This window comes from Paenibacillus sp. UMB4589-SE434, from assembly GCF_030226685.1.
Taxonomy (GTDB): domain Bacteria; phylum Bacillota; class Bacilli; order Paenibacillales; family Paenibacillaceae; genus Paenibacillus_B.
Window position 1 is genome coordinate 344,126 of record NZ_JASOYK010000003.1, and the last position, 16,280, is coordinate 360,405.

Annotated in this window: 9 protein-coding genes; 6 read left to right on the forward strand and 3 right to left on the reverse strand. The window is 47.0% G+C overall.

Annotated features, from left to right (window positions below; translation table 11 throughout):
- Positions 1-64: 64 nt before the first annotated feature.
- Positions 65-1,696, forward strand: coding sequence for an extracellular solute-binding protein (locus QP775_RS14075; protein ID WP_285106876.1), 1,632 nt, complete (start codon positions 65-67; stop codon positions 1,694-1,696).
- 142 nt (positions 1,697-1,838) lie between these two features.
- On the opposite strand, the gene QP775_RS14080 is transcribed toward QP775_RS14075, so the two are convergent.
- The gene (locus QP775_RS14080) at positions 1,839-2,243 is read right to left on the reverse strand and encodes a permease (RefSeq protein WP_239330218.1); all 405 of its coding nucleotides are present in this window, start codon (positions 2,241-2,243) and stop codon (positions 1,839-1,841) included.
- A 42-nt stretch (positions 2,244-2,285) separates the two neighbouring features.
- Positions 2,286-3,407: an MGDG synthase family glycosyltransferase gene (locus QP775_RS14085; RefSeq protein WP_285106878.1), complete on the reverse strand. Its 1,122-nt coding sequence runs from the start codon at positions 3,405-3,407 to the stop codon at positions 2,286-2,288.
- Between the two features lie 232 nt (positions 3,408-3,639).
- On the opposite strand from QP775_RS14085, the gene QP775_RS14090 reads away from it, so the two are divergent.
- The 3 genes from QP775_RS14090 to QP775_RS14100 all read left to right on the forward strand — a co-directional run bounded on the left by QP775_RS14090 (position 3,640) and on the right by QP775_RS14100 (position 7,793).
- Positions 3,640-4,215 (forward strand): TetR/AcrR family transcriptional regulator, encoded by a 576-nt coding sequence (locus QP775_RS14090; protein ID WP_239330212.1) that lies wholly within the window; start codon positions 3,640-3,642, stop codon positions 4,213-4,215.
- A gap of 199 nt (positions 4,216-4,414) precedes the next feature.
- Positions 4,415-6,430: a YhgE/Pip domain-containing protein gene (locus QP775_RS14095; protein WP_285106881.1), complete on the forward strand. Its 2,016-nt coding sequence runs from the start codon at positions 4,415-4,417 to the stop codon at positions 6,428-6,430.
- 241 nt (positions 6,431-6,671) lie between these two features.
- Positions 6,672-7,793, forward strand: coding sequence for an acyltransferase (locus QP775_RS14100; protein ID WP_285106883.1), 1,122 nt, complete (start codon positions 6,672-6,674; stop codon positions 7,791-7,793).
- Between the two features lie 133 nt (positions 7,794-7,926).
- Here QP775_RS14100 and QP775_RS14105 read toward each other — a convergent pair whose 3' ends face one another.
- Entirely contained in the window at positions 7,927-8,577 is a 651-nt protein-coding gene (locus QP775_RS14105) for a lipoprotein BA_5634 family protein (RefSeq protein ID WP_285106885.1), read from the reverse strand.
- Positions 8,578-8,854: 277 nt separating this feature from the next.
- Here QP775_RS14105 and QP775_RS14110 point away from each other — a divergent pair, with 277 nt between their 5' ends.
- Positions 8,855-11,065 carry a bacterial surface protein gene (locus QP775_RS14110; RefSeq protein WP_285106887.1) on the forward strand — a complete coding sequence of 737 codons (2,211 nt, stop codon included), beginning with the start codon at positions 8,855-8,857 and terminating at the stop codon, positions 11,063-11,065.
- Positions 11,066-11,608: 543 nt separating this feature from the next.
- Positions 11,609-16,207 carry a glutamate synthase large subunit gene (gene gltB, locus QP775_RS14115; protein WP_285106889.1) on the forward strand — a complete coding sequence of 1,533 codons (4,599 nt, stop codon included), beginning with the start codon at positions 11,609-11,611 and terminating at the stop codon, positions 16,205-16,207.
- Positions 16,208-16,280: the final 73 nt, after the last annotated feature.

A 16,280-nucleotide genomic window follows, 5' to 3' on the forward strand; every position in this document is an offset into this window, starting at 1 on the left:
CGAGCCTTAGTCAGCACTGCCTGTGATGTGTAAGGAGCTACAGATAACCAAGGGGGAATGAATGATGCGTCCAACAAAAAGGTATACGGTTACGCTTAGTGTGCTGCTCAGCTTTGCAATGCTTGTTACAGCGTGTGGAGGCAGCGGGGGAGAAGGAGCTGCTGATCCGGACAAAGTCAACGAGCGGCTTGCGCTGATGAATAAAGAGGGGATGCCGATCGCTAAAGAGAAAATAAACATGACAACGTTCGCTGGAAAATTGTATGCTTCAGCGGATTGGGGCAAGCTTATGCTGTGGCAGGAGTACGAGAAGATGTCCAACATTCATGTTGAATGGGAGACCGTTCAGTTTGACAGCTTGAAGGAGAAACGTAACATTAAGCTGGCTGGCGGTGACTATCCGGAGTTATTTTTTGCTTCTGCGCTGCCGAAGACAGATCTGATCAAGTACGGAAGCCAAGGCACCTTTTTAAAATTAAATGACTTGATTGATCAATATGCCCCTAACTTCAAGCAGATCATGGAGCAGTATCCGATTGTGAAGAAGGGGATGACGATGCCGGATGGCAGCATATACGGCTTGCCTACAGTATTTGATCCAGAATTCAAATCCCTGTTCTATGGTACGCCATGGATGAAACAGGAGTGGTTGGACAACCTTGGTTTGAAAGCGCCTACAACATTAGAAGAATTGTATACTGTCCTGAAAGCATTTAAAGAAAAGGACCCGAACAAAAACGGGAAGCAGGATGAGATTCCGTGGGGCTCTGAAGGTGTCTGGATTATGATGGACTTCCTGCGTGGTGCCTTCGGATTGAACCAGAATGGGATTGCCAACAAAAACGTTGATTTGGAGCCGTCTACAGGCAAGCTGCGGTTTGTTCCAACTACCGATGCGTACAAAGACATGATGCAGTATGTCGCGAAGCTGTATAAGGATGGCTTGCTGGATAAAGAAACGTTTACCATGAAAGATACCGACATTACGTCTAAAGCAAGTGCAGGATTGTACGGATTTCTGGATGGGGTAGATCCGAAAGCGATTTATAATCAGGAGGGCTATGTAGGCATGCCTGTTCTAACAGGACCTAAGGGAGATCGAATGCTGACGAACATGGGCTCGCCGCTCGGTAATCTGGGGATGTTTGTGCTGACGGACAAGGCGAAGCATCCAGAAGCCGCGATGCGTTGGATCGACCATTTTTATGGGGATGAAGGAGCTAAAATGTTCTTTATGGGCTTTGAGGGGATCACGTACAAAGTAAATGCCAGCGGAGAGTATGAGTATTTGGATGTCATTCAGAAAAATCCGGACGGCCTGAATCTGGATCAAGCGGTCAGCCAGTATTTAACGTGGCCTGGAGGTTATTATCCTGGTATTGTGAAGCAGAAGTTCTTTAAGGGAGCAGAAGGCCTGCCTTCCTCTATGGAAAATGCAGAAGCTGCCGAACCGTATGCGATCAAAATGGAAGATGTATGGCCAAGCTTTAACTTTACGCCGGAGGAACAAGAAGAGCTGACAACGATTCAAACCGATATCCAAACCTACATCGATGAGATGCGCGACAAGTTTGCTTCTGGCGCCGCTGGTTTTGACAAATGGGAAGCCTATGTGAAGCAGATTGACCAGATGAACATCAAGCGATATCTGGAATTGTATCAAGCCGCATATGACCGTTATAAGGGTGAAAAATAGATAGTACTTGCTTAAAGCGTTCTCCTGTTATCGGGAGGACGTTTTATTTTATTTTCAAGTGCTGTAACAGTTGTAGTCCTCGACGATACAAAACAAAGGATACCCCGCATCAGTAGTACGCAGGGTATCCTTTGTTGTATGGCTAATATCGCCGATTGGCATCGTCCGGGCCAGGCGGGTCAGGCAGCATCTCTTCGATACGGCGCAGCGTACGATACTTCTTCTTGCGGGCCAAGAGATTCGACACATATGCGCTGAGCGCGCTGAATGGAATAATACACAAGGCCGGCACCAGTGCAGCAGATGAGGATTGCTGTGACATCTGCAAGGCAAAGGCAAAGCCAAACACGACTAGCGGAGCGTAATCTGTATACTTGACAAGCCAGTGACGTTTACCGAAGCCATTCTCGGCTAAGCCAAAGCAAATCAGACCGGCAAATGCCAAGAGACCTGCGACAAGCAGGCTGTCTGTCCACTTATATATCTTGGTCAGCATAGCCAGCACGATAAACACGTAACCGACAGCACCAATCGGTCTAAATAACATAGGAAATATCTCTCCTTTATGATGTATATAAGGCCGTTATTGTCATGCTTCTTCGAGTTGTAGTAAGCTGAGTACCTCGCGTGGGCAACGTATAAGCTCATCCTTGGATAGTTGGCGAGTTTGCCTCAGTTCACTAATCACATCAGGCTCTTCTGTTAATTGATCCAGCCACTTTTTCATTGTCATTTTGTCCGTTAATCGTTCGCCGTAGCCTCTGTCTATAAAATAATCACAATTCTCTTCTTCTTGCCCTGGAAGCGGGGAATAGAACAGCATCGGAATGCCCTTCATCATCCCTTCCGTGCAGGTCATGCCGCCCGGCTTTGTCACAAGCAAGTCTGATGCATCCATAATCGTAGAGATTTCATGGGTATACCCATAAATATGTATGTTTGGATGTTGAAAATTTGGATCTTGCTTCATACGCTGAATCATCTTCTGGTTGCTGCCCATACAGAACAGCAGTTGAATGTGATCACGCCACTTGGTCATATACGTTAAGTACTCGTCATCCATGGACAACCCCCAGCCTCCACCCATAATCATTACTGTGGGCAGGTGCTGCAAACCCAGCTGGGCGCGGGCATCTTTTGACGAGAGATTATTCCAGAACTTAGGATGGACGGGAATGCCGGACACGAGTATGCGTTCGGGAGCGACTCCGCGGTTCAGCAGCTTAGTTCGAACTTCTTCAGCAGATACAAGGTAAGTATCGACCGCTGGGTCCAGCCAAGTGCCGTGTGCATCGTAATCCGTAATTAACGTGTAGAGCGGAATATCAAGTCCGGCACGCTTTAAGCGGGACACGACGATATTCGGAAATGGATGTGTGCATACGATAGCATCAGGACGAAGCTGGTTGACGACATTGGAAGCTTGCGTATAAAAAATTCGATGCAAGGCAAGCTGTGTAAGTCGATTCAATGACTTCTTATATTTCTTGCGATACAGCATTCCGACTAACTTTGGCTGCGAGCTTACCGTCTTGCGATACGCTGCAAAAATTAGCGGACCAACGGTTGGATTCAGAAACCTGCCGAGTTCGATGACGCGAGCCTGGACGTCAGGGGCTAGTTGTTTGATTCCGACTGATAAAGCAGTGGCTGCTTGAGTATGGCCCGTACCGAAACCTTCAGATAGGAGAAGGATTCTTTTTTTTCGCATGTTTCTCACCCGTTAACCATTATAACCTGAATTGTAAAATGAAGCATCAACCAATCGAATGGATGTTTGTATAAATGAAAGTGATGAAAATTTTGAAAAAAGTGTTGAAAAACGATTTTCAATGTGATAAAGTAGTTTTCATGATAACGAGTGACCAAATAAACGAAACGGTCAGTTGGTCGGACGGTCTCCAGAGTTCACCAAAAAATAGATAAAAGAAAGGAGTTATGAAATGTCAGTGGATCGACGGAAGCAAATAGTAGAAGCAGCCACTCAGTCATTCGCGCTGTTTGGATATAAGGCGACTACGATGGATCAAGTAGCCAAGATTGCTAAGGTTGGTAAAGGTACGATCTACACGTTCTTCACGAATAAAGAAGAGTTGTTTGACGAGATCATAATGCAAGTCATCCATGAGATGAAAGATATCGCAGACGGTGAGATTAAGGAAGATAGCTCCTTCTTTGATAACTTGTACCGCGTACTTGATCGGGCGCTTGAATTCCGCAGCCGCCATGAGTTGGCACTGAAGCTGTCGCAAGAACTGCGTGACTTCGGTACGCCGATGGCTAAAGAAGCGTTGAATCGCATTGAGGGTGAACTTCTTCGCTACGTCGAACGGCAGCTGCTCCTGGCAATGGATAAAGGCGACATCGCGCCAGGTGATACCAAGATTATGAGCTTTGTCTTGGTTCAGTTGTACAAGTCGCTGACGACGGAATGGAGCAAGCTGTATGAGCCTCTAGATAAAGAGACAATTAAAGAACACTTTTTGAATTACTTTGTAAAAGGTATATCGGTGTCCTGATTCAGTGCTGCTCTAAACGTCACGGCTAACAAGTGGGAATGCAAAGAGAGAAGAGCCATTTCTACTTACATGACGCGGCGTTTTATTATACCCTCAATGACCAATTGGGCTTTACAGTCAGGAAGTTCTCAAGTGAGTTATCTATGCATTTCATCACATTGGAGTGGAAAATGCAAAATAAATATAGAGGTGAGATGTAATGAAAGGTACACGATTATTTGCTGCTGAATGGGGCCGCGTGTTTCGGAATCCGAAGCTGCTAATCCCGGTTATCGCGGTCATTATGGTACCGCTGATGTACAGTGGATTATTTTTGGGAACGTTCTGGGACCCTTATGCGAAGCTTCAGGATCTACCAGTTGCTATCGTTAACGCAGATCAGGGCACTACATTTGAGGGAAAGACGTTTGAAGCTGGTAAAGAGCTTAGCGATGAATTGAAGAAGCGTAAAGACTTTGACTTCCAGTTTGTTGATGAAAAGGAAGCAGAAGAAGGTCTGAAGGCCGATCGTTATTATATGACGATTACGATTCCAAGTAATTTCTCTAAACAGGCAACTACACTGCTTGAAGATGAGCCTAAAGCTGCAGAACTGTTGTTCCGCACGAATGAAGGTCACAACTTCTTGGCCGCTCAGATTGGCGGTACGGCAGTGAAACAAGTGAATGCTGAAATATCCAAGACGATAACTGAGGCTTACACAACATTGATGTTTGAGCAAGTCGAAAAAGTAGCTGATGGCTTGCAAAAAGCCGGCGATGGAGCGACTAAGCTTCATGATGGAACGAAAGAGCTTGCTGATGGTACGAAAGAATTAAAAACAAACATGGCGAAGCTCGCTGACGGTGCGCTTCAATTGAAGCAAGGTACAGCACCTCTTAGCGGAGGGATCGGACAGTTAAATAAAGGCGCAGGAGACTTGAAACAAGGCGCAACTACATTAAGTGGCGGCTTGGGTCAATTGTCAGCGGCGCACAAGCAATTGGAACAAGGTGCAGCCAAAGCACAGCAGGGCGCAGCGGGTCTGGAGCAAGGCTTGAATGCTTCCGCTCAAGGTAGCGCGAAGTTGACGGAAGGTGCCAAGGCGCTTGCTGGTGGTTTGCAAATGCTCGTAAAAGCGAACCCTGCACTCGCACAAGATCCTGGCGTGAAGCAGTTGCTTGGCGCAAGCCAGGCGGTACTGCAAGGAGCAGAGCAGCTTAACCAAGGCCAGCAGCAGCTTGTCGCTGGTGCAGGTCAATTGAAGGCAGGCCAAGGTCAATTGGTGGCCGGCATGAATCAATTTGGTACGAAGCTGGGTGAAGCAGCTGTAGGCGGCAAGAAGCTTGCAGCAGGTGCAGATCAGCTTGCAGCAGGTACATCCAAGCTGCAAAGTGGCGTAGGTGAAGCGACGAAAGCAATTGGTCAATTGGCTAACGGCGCGAAGCTGTTAGATGAAGGTACTGGCAAATTGCAAGATGGCGTTAAAAAGTTAAACGATGGCTCTGATGAGCTGGCTACCAAATTGACAGACGCTGCAGATGAGGCATCTTCCGTGAAGTCATCTGATGCACGTATCAAGATGTACGCGGAGCCTGTTAAAGTCGTAGAGTCGGCTGTAAACGAAGTTCCGAACTACGGTACAGGATTTGCACCTTACTTCTTGTCACTGGGCTTGTTTGTAGGAGCACTTATTTTGACAATTGTGCTTCCATTGGTAGAATCTCCAGATCCGCTTGCTAACGGCTGGAGCCGCTTCTTCAGTAAAACGATGCTGTTTATCTCTGTAGGTGTTATCCAAGCGCTGCTTGCAGACTGGATTATGCTTTCAGGACTCGGCTTAGAAGTGAAGAGCGTCGGCTTGTTTATCACGTTTAGTATTTTCACAAGTATGACATTTATGCTGATTATCCAATCACTCGTTACGGTGTTTGACAACCCAGGACGTTTCATCGCGATCGTCTTGCTAATTCTTCAATTGGTATCTTGCGGAGGTACGTTCCCGATGGAGCTTACACCATCTGCAATGCAAGCAATTGGTCCATGGTTGCCAATGACATATACAGTTAATGGATTCAAAGCAGTCATCTCAAGTGGCGACTTCGATCATATGTGGGGCCAAGCAGGAGTGCTTGCAATCTACATGGCGGCATTTGCTGCATTGACACTTGGATTCTTTATCTCTCGTGCTCGCAAGAGCAGAGCGGAAGCAGGCAGTGCTTCTCTGTCAGCTTAATAGCACTTAACTCATATAACCTCCTGAACTGTCGGTTGATCCGCGGTCAGGAGGTTATTTTATTGTAAAGTGTTCACATTGATGGCTTGGGACTGGCTTCTTAAGACTTAGGCAACAGGTTGAAAAGTTCAAGATGAGGATGGGGTAAGAAGGAATTTCCAATTGGGTGGCGAATTCGTGTGTAATCGAAATTTAACAGCGCTGCGATACCGGGAAGCTATTAATTAAGGGAGGACTACAGGTGTCTCAAGCTAATAAACGATGGGACCTCGAAGCGATGCGGGGGATTGCTATCGTCGGTGTTGTGCTTATCCATGTGTTGTCGATGGGAATTGCGGCTCAGTATTCAGACCATGCCGAGTGGGCAGGAAAGGTGCAAGCAGGTGCATTTCCGCTCGTATGGTTGAATGCATGGGCGCGTTTTTCAGTTCCAGTCTTTTTATTTATTTCTGGCCTCTTACTCACATTCCGTCTCCAAGGAAAGACTTTGCAGTATAAAACGATGTTGTCAAAAAGAGTACCTGCTCTTGTGCTGCCTTATTTGTTTTGGACTGTCCTTGGGCTTGTGATGGCCTGGTTTATTCAAGGGCCATGGGGCGTTAAGGACCTTGTAGTTACACTGTTGCTTGGCAAAGGCATGTTTCATCAACTCTACTTTATCCCCTTGCTTCTACAATTGATTATACTCGCCCCTTTATGGTGGAAAGGTTTACAATGGAATCCCGTGAAGTTCACCATTATAATTGCACTGCTGCAGTTGCTATATTATGTGGCTTACCAATTTAACTATATGACTTCATTCCGTTATCTTCCTGCTGCTATCGCAAAGGGATGGGAGATTATGATCGTGCCTACTTTTATGGGGATGATGTTGTATTTTATAGCAGGGATGGCTGTCGGCATGCATTTGGACAAGGTAACACAGTTTATCCGCAGAAGCTCCATTGCTGTTTTTACCTTCATCTATATGGTGTCGCTTGGCATTACCATTATCGATGTCCACTTTTCTTTTGCAGCTTCTTCTGACCTCGGCAATTCTTTGCATTTCTACCGGGTGAGCGCGCTGGTGTATGCCTGTTGTTCTATCCTATGGTTCTGGAAATTAGCTTTGGTTGCTGCTGAAGCAGCATGGATGAAAGTGTTTGTGAGGCTGGGGAAGTATGCGTTTTTTATATTTCTGGCACATGTACTTATTTTGGAAGGTTTAAAAGCAATAGGCTCTTATTGGTACAGCTCATATGGAATGCTATTTGCGACGTATCTGTTAACGATGGCGGCATGCGCCGGGGTGTATGAGCTGGGGACGAGATTGACCGTACAGCATCCGTCTAATAAAGCCGTGCAGATGTTTCTAGGTAAATAAATCTTGTGAGAGTTAGTTGCAGCTGTTTGTGGCACAGTTACGCCAGATTGTGCTGCTGCTCAGATGTAATAATAAGATGTCAAAAGAGATATATATTATATAGAAGGTAAAATGATAAAAGCGCCCGCTCACATTAACTGTGATAGGACGCTTTTCTTATAGGATAACCAGCGGAAACACGGCGTGAGCGAACCAGTTGAATATCGCTGCCAGCTTGCAGAATGTCGGAAACCAATGTTTTGGGATCCTTGCTGCATGTGATCACCGCTATTTGAATCGCTTCTCCTGAGAGGTTGTGTTCAGTAGATATTGTATCCGTCACGATCAGGCAGCTATAATACGGATTTCCTTGCCCAACAACGATAAAACCGCCATATTGAGGCTTCACATGATTATCGTCCAAGAGGGAAAGTTCTTCCTGATTGGGACTGCGTCCAAATCTGTAAGTGATCGTACAATCCAATGACAGGTTTGCAGTCACATTTTGCAAGCCTCTTTCCGTTACTTGCTGCAAGATGCCATGTGTAGTGAGCTCGCGAAAAGTGGAATGGGACAAGACCAGGCAAGCTTGCTGTCCATTTACAATTCGTGTTGCTTTAAAAGTTCGTTGTGATACAACGTGCTTCTGAATGGAGTGAACAGCGTTTTTGTTCTGCTGCTGCGTACCTGTCAATACGATACTGTCTGCGGGAGCGCTTGTATATGCGGAGCGTTTAATTGTGTTTGTCAGCATCAAAAGCGCAGCTCCAATTCCGACTGTGAAGGGATGTTTACGTGATCTCATTATGGTATCCACCTTTCTGGTTCCTATATCGTTTTGATCCGAATAACTTGATGTCCTTAGTGTACGAAAATACGGTTACAGCAGCCATCGGTATGCGTGACAGCTAGCTTTCAATTTAGTAAGAGAAGGAAGGGGGATAGTTAGATAGTCCCATTTTGAACATATTTAATGGAAATTGTCGATAGAACATAAATAATCGGGTTGCGATGACCGTTATATAAATATATACTGTGTTGCTTCATTAAATAGTAACTGGAACAAGGAAGGGGAAGATAGGGTGAACGTTAGACATAAGTCGACATCTTGGTTTGCAGGGCTACTGGTTCTTGCGCTTATGGTAGGTATGCTGCCGTTTAATACGACAATTCATGCAGCGGCAGAGAAAGTCATCGGCCTGCAATTCGAATCATCTATTAATCCGGTATCCGTTGTTGTGGAAGGACAATCGATTCAATTAAAAGTACTGGCCACAATTCAAAAAGACAGTTCAACTGAACTACGAGACGTAACTGGGCTTGCGGAATGGTCTTCACAGAACTCTACCATCGCAACAGTGGATGCAGGTTGGGTGAAAGGCGTAGGCAAGGGCAGCGTGGAAGTTACAGCTAAATACCAAGGGTTTGTCATTAAGAAGACAGTTACATCGGAGTTTCTGTATGACAAAATTTATGTACGTAATGCAGATTCAGGACAAGAAGTGGCATCTGAGCTGAACGTTATGCTTGGTATGAAGCCCAATTGGAAAGTGTATGCTTTCGACAAAGGATCTTCCGTGGAAAACGATGTGACGGCAGATGCTGCCTGGTCTTCTTCGAATACAGAAGTTGCAGAGGTATCCAAAGGCAGCATTAAGTTAAAAGCTAAAGGTAACGCAGACATTACGGTTAAGCATAAAGGGATTGAGAAGAAGATCAAGTTGACCGTAGGTATTCCATACGATGAGCTTAAGATTGCTCCTAATCAATTGTTGGAGTTCACTTACGGTGGAACAGAGCAGGCGCTGGTCTTGACGGCTAAGAAGCCGGATGGCAGTGTTGATGTTGTTACTGAGAATGCCGAGTGGACGACGAGTGATGCTAACATTATTGAAGTGAAAAAAGGGGTCGTTAAGCCTGTTAATGTCGGCACGGCTTCGATTACAGCCTCTTACTTGGGTCGCACAGCATCTGTGACAGCGGTAGTTCGCACCTCCCATTTGGCGATGCGAATGACACCAGACAAGAAGCAGCATGCCATGTTAGGCGATAACCCGATTCAAGTGAAAACATTTGTATTAAACAATCAAGGTGGTCAAGAGGAAGTTACAGTTGACGCAGAATGGACTTCCAGCAATGTAATGACCGCTACGGTGGAAAAAGGGCTCGTTTCATTTAAAAGTGCGGGCACGACAACGATTACAGCAAGCTATAAAGGCTTAACGAAGTCTGTTGAGATTACGGTATATCCATCTATTCAAAGTATTGAATGGACGGAAGCGGTAAAGCCGGATGCAAACGGCATCAAGGAGCGCAAGGAAGAAATATTTGTAGATGAATCCAAGCCGTTCCCTAAAGTACAGGGTATTACATTCAGTGGCGATAAGATTGATATTAGCGAGGTTGTAAATTGGACTTCTGCGAACCCAGCCATCGCTAAAGTAGACGATGACAAATTAGTAGGTGTCAGCACAGGCGAGACACAAGTAACGGCTAATGTTCATGGCTACACGTTAACGATGAAAACGGTAGTAAATCGCAAAGCACTGCTGCTGCGCGCGAATACGGAAGAACTTGCTTTGGTGACGGGTCGAGAAGTACCTTCGCCAACGGTAACGGTAGTTTATACAGATGGTGAAGAGAAGGATGTATCCCAAGAGATTAAATGGGAGTCCAGTTCCCCTAACCTGCTCGTTCGTGAAGGGAAGATGAAAGGTCTTGTTGCAAGCAAAGTGACACTTAACGGAACGTTCTCTAACGTAAAGATTTCCTTAAAAGGCACGATCGAAGAGGAAATCGTAGCGTTTGAGATCGCACCAGAGATTGTATACTTAACTGCAAACAAGTCCCAATCTGTCAAAGTAATAGGTAAGCAGCGCAACGGCAAATCGATTACCCTAACTTCGCGTATCGAATGGAAGTCAGAAAATGAAAAGGTAGCCACTGTTCGTGGCTCCAGTGTTAAAGGTATCGTTATTGGCAGCACGAAGCTAGTTGGCGAATTCCAAGGCAATAAGCTGGAAGTGCCGGTTCATGTGAAGCCGCGCCTCGTGAAGCTTGAAGCAACACCTACCTCGATCAAACTGACAGTAGGCCAAAGTGCTTCCTGGAAAGTTAGCGCGATCTATGACACAGGTGAAGTAGTTGATGTCACACCACAAGCGACATGGGTGCCTAGCAGCACCAAGGTTAAAGTGGAGCGTGGTACTGTAGTTGGAGCTGCTAAAGGCAGTGCATCCATCAAAATCACATTTGATGGAAAGTCAACATCCGTACGTGTAAGTGTGAAATAGGAATTCTATATTTCGTATAGGCAAGAATTTTTAATAGTCGTAGTAGAAAGATAATAGATTCAACGATAAGAGGGGTTTTGGCCCCAACTATTAACGCAGCTCTCCTTATGGAGGCTGCGTTTTTTGTGATGTACAGATTGTTCTGGGTAGGAGGAGTAGAGAGGAATCATTTAGACTTATCGGATGAATATTTGTAGCTTTCTACACATGATTTTATTCATAAATACGTATAATTATACATTTATTCATGAATGCGTTTTCTTTGTTGGTGTGCTGTATTAACTTATAGAAGTATGCGAAAAATGCAAGCCCACAATAGGGAGGACAAACTTGAATAGCCCTTTGTGGACGGGGGTTCTTATGAATTTTAGCGAATATTGCTGTTATTGGAAACTCGTAATAAAAAGAAAAGTTATCGGCTCCATAAAAATAATAAATTGCCACCAAATAGGTACGGTGCTAAAATGATATAATAACTAAAATGAATAATTATAAATATCGGACATACCTGAATTAAATAACATATAGAAAGGTTGCTTCCCAATGAAACAATACGGTATACCTACGAAGCAAGGATTATACGACCCGCAGTATGAGAAAGACGCTTGCGGTATGGGATTCGTCGCTCATATCAAAGGACAGAATTCCCACGATATCGTTCGCCAAGCGTTGACCGTGTTGGTCAGTATGGAGCATCGCGGAGGTCAAGGCAGTGAGCCGAATACGGGGGATGGAGCAGGCATTATGCTGCAGATTCCGCACCGTTTCTTTGTACAGGAGATGAAGGCTCATGATGTGGACCTGCCAGAAGCTGGTTGTTACGGTGTGGGCATGCTCTTTATGTCGCAAGATACAGAGCTGCGTGAACGTCACGAGGCAGCGATGCGTCGTATCGTGGAAGAGGAAGGACAACTTTTTCTCGGATATCGTACGGTACCTACAAATGATGAGACATTGGGACAATCTGCAAAGTCTGTTAAACCTTATGTGCGTCAGGTGTTTATCGGCCGAAGTGCGGACATTCAGGAAGATCTCGTATTTGAGCGCAAGCTTTATTTAATCCGCAAGCGGGCAGAGCAGGCCATTCGTTATACTGGCGAAGCTGGAGCGGACACCTTCTACATTCCCTCTATGTCTTGCCGCAAGATCGTATACAAAGGGATGTTGACGACAGAACAAGTAGGGCACTTCTATCTTGATCTACAGCAGCCAGCATTTGAATCGGCTATTGCGCTTGTTCACTCTCGCTTCAGCACCAATACGTTCCCTAGCTGGGAGCGTGCCCATCCCTACCGCTTTATGATTCATAACGGTGAGATCAATACGCTGCGCGGCAATGTAAACTGGATGCACGCACGTGAGACGTTATGCCAGTCTGACATATTTGGAGAGGAACTGGCGAAGATCAAGCCGGTTATTAACCCGGATGGATCGGATACGGCAATGTTTGATAACACGTTTGAATTTTTGTATTTGTCAGGGCGACCGCTGCCACATGTAGCCATGATGATGGTACCTGAGCCATGGTCCAACCATGAGAGTATGGATCCGGCCAAGCGAGCATTTTACGAGTACCACAGCACGATGATGGAGCCTTGGGACGGACCGGCGGCTATGGCTTTTACGGACGGCATACAAATAGGCGCTATACTTGACCGCAATGGCTTACGTCCATCACGTTATTATGTAACAAAGGACGATCTGATCGTACTTAGTTCGGAAGCGGGCGTACTGGATATCGCACCAGAACGTATTTTATATAAGGATCGTCTGCGTCCAGGACGTATTTTACTTGTCGACACGGCGGAAGGCCGTATTATATCAGATGAGGAAGTCAAGGCGCAGATCGTAGCGGAGAACCCATATCAGCAGTGGCTCGATGAGCATCTCGTTGGTCTGGAGGATCTTCCCGAAGCACCTGAGGTAATCGAGCCGAAGCATGAGAATGTGCAGCAGCGTCAGCAGGCATTTGGCTTCACGTTCGAAGACTTGCGCAAGACACTGGAACCGATGGCGATGAGCGGCATGGAGCCGATCGGTTCCATGGGGTACGATGCGCCGCTCGCTGTGCTGTCGGACCGTCCTCAACGTTTGTACAACTACTTCAAGCAATTATTTGCTCAAGTTACGAATCCGCCTATCGATGCGATTCGTGAAGAGATCGTGACAGCGACTGGCACAACGATTGGGCCGGAGCGCAACTTGCTTCATCCAGAGCCGGAGAGCTGCCGTCACATTAAGCTTGCGACGCCTGTGCTTGCAAATGAGGAGTTTGCAAAGCTGCGGCATATTCGCAGACCTGGCTTTAAATCCATCACGATTCCTATTTTGTTCACGGCATCTGCTGGAGCAGAAGGATTGCGTGCCGCAATTAAGATGATGTGCGAAGCAGCGGATCGTGTTATTGGCAAGGGACATAACATTATTATTTTGTCTGACCGTGGCATTGATGCTGAAAATGCCGCCATTCCAGCATTACTTGCTGTGTCGAGCCTGCATCATCACTTGATCCGGCAAGGGACACGTACGAAGGTCAGCCTGATGCTGGAATCAGGTGAACCGCGCGAAGTCCATCATTATGCATTGCTGCTCGGTTATGGGGTAAGTGCAGTGAACCCTTATCTGGCATTTGAGACGTTGGATGATATGATCCGTCAAGGCTTGCTGCGCGGCATCTCCCATGAGAAGGCTGTGAAGAACTATATTAAGGCAGCAACTAAAGGGGTCGTGAAGATTCTATCGAAGATGGGAATCTCAACCGTTCAATCGTATCGTGGCGCTCAGATTTTCGAAGCAATTGGCCTGAAGCCGGAGTTCGTAGATGAGTACTTTACGTGGACGCCATCGCGAATCGGCGGCATTGGCCTAGAGGAAGTTACCGCTGAGGCACTCAGCTACCATAATCGTGCATTCTCGGACCAAGAGGGCCGTGATAAAGAACTCGATTCAGGTGGAGATTACCAATGGCGTAAGAACGGCGAGGAGCATTTGTTTAACCCACAGACGATCCATACGCTGCAAGAAGCTTGCCGTAAAGGTGACTATAAGCTTTATAAGAAGTACTCTAATCTCGTATTAGGCGAGTATAATCATAACAACAATCTGCGCTCGTTGTTAGAGATGAAGCCTATCGGCCCGGCTGTTCCGCTTGATGAGGTGGAAAGTGTTTCCTCGATCTTCAAACGTTTCAAGACGGGAGCAATGTCATTTGGCTCCATCTCAAAAGAAGCGCATGAGAGTTTAGCCATTGCGATGAATCGAATCGGCGGTAAGTCGAATTCGGGTGAGGGCGGCGAAGATCCAGCACGATTCGTGAAGGATGCGAATGGCGACTGGCGCCGCAGCGCAATCAAGCAGGTGGCATCGGGTCGATTCGGTGTAACCTCGAATTACTTGGTGAATGCAGAAGAGATTCAGATAAAAATGGCGCAGGGGGCGAAGCCCGGAGAAGGCGGGCAGCTCCCAGGACGAAAAGTATATCCTTGGGTCGCGGAAGTACGCGGCTCTACGCCAGGTGTAGGCTTAATTTCGCCTCCACCGCATCATGATATTTATTCGATCGAGGACTTGGCAGAGCTGATCTATGATTTAAAGAACGCCAATCCCCGTGCGTCGATTAATGTTAAGCTTGTGTCCGAGGTCGGAGTTGGCACGATTGCAGCCGGCGTTGCGAAAGGCCGCGCTGACATTATCCTCGTCAGCGGATATGATGGCGGGACGGGTGCATCACCGCAAGGCTCCATTCGCCATGCGGGCTTGCCTTGGGAGCTTGGCCTTGCCGAGACCCATCAGACGCTCATTCTGAACAACTTGCGTGACCGCGTGAAGTTGGAGACAGATGGCAAGATGATGACGGGTCGTGATCTGGCGATTGCAGCGCTGCTAGGTGCTGAAGAATACGGCTTCTCCACTGCGCCGCTCGTTGTAGTTGGATGTATTATGATGCGTGTATGCCAGTTGGATACATGTCCGGTAGGCGTAGCCACGCAGAATCCAGAGCTGCGCAAGAACTTTAAAGGTGATCCGCAGCACGTTGTGAACTTTATGACATTTGTAGCAGAGGAACTGCGCGAGATTATGGCGGAGCTGGGCTTCCGCTCGATGGATGACATGATTGGTCAGACAGGCTGCTTGAATGTAAAAGAAGCGGTTGACCATTGGAAAGCAAAGCATGTGGACTTGTCCTCGCTTCTGCACCAGCCGGAGCTGCCGGAAGGTTCCGCTCGGATTAAAGTTCGTGAGCAGAATCATCTGCTGGAAGAGACACTGGATATTCAGAAGCTCGTTCCTGCAGCGCAGGCTGCGCTTGAGAGCGGCATCGTTGTCGAAGGCAGCTTCCCAATTACGAACGTCAACCGCGCCACTGGCACGATTCTCGGAAGCGAAGTCACGCGCAAGTACGGAGCAGCCGGCTTGCCTGAGGATACGATTCGCTTTAACTTTGTCGGGTCGGCAGGCCAGAGCTTTGGTGCCTTTGTGCCGCGTGGCATGACGTTGACGGTGGTGGGGGACAGCAACGACTATGTCGGCAAAGGACTGTCCGGCGGGAAGCTTATTGTGAAGCCGTCTGCGAAGGCAACTTTCGCCGCAGAGGACAACGTCATAATCGGGAATACGGCATTCTATGGTGCAACAAGCGGGGAAGCCTTTATTCGAGGTATAGCAGGCGAGCGCTTTGCCGTCCGAAACTCAGGTGTGCAGACGGTTGTTGAAGGTGTGGGCGACCATGGTTGTGAATACATGACCGGCGGGCGAGTTATTGTGTTGGGGCAGACCGGCCGCAACTTCGCAGCGGGAATGTCGGGTGGTGTAGCTTATATTTTGGATACGGACAATTCATTTGTGAATCGCTGCAATCTGGAGATGGTGCTCCTGGAGCGCGTCGAAGATAAGCAGGAACAGGCTTATTTGAAGCAAATGATTGAGAAGCACGTTCAGCATACGGAGAGTGCTATCGGAAGCCGGATATTGGCGGATTGGGAGACGAAGCTGTCTCAGTTCGTACGTGTCATACCGAAGGATTACAAGCGGATGCTAGAACAGATTGCAAAGGTTGAAGCAAAAGGCTTAGTTGGTGATGATGCGATATTGGCTGCATTTGAAGCCAATATGCGAGAGCTAAGTCGAGTTGGTGGCAATTAAGAACGTTAGTTTGACCACATTGTAGATATTGTTGTCTCTGTCATATGAACTGTTCTGAAGAGACTGCGAAAAT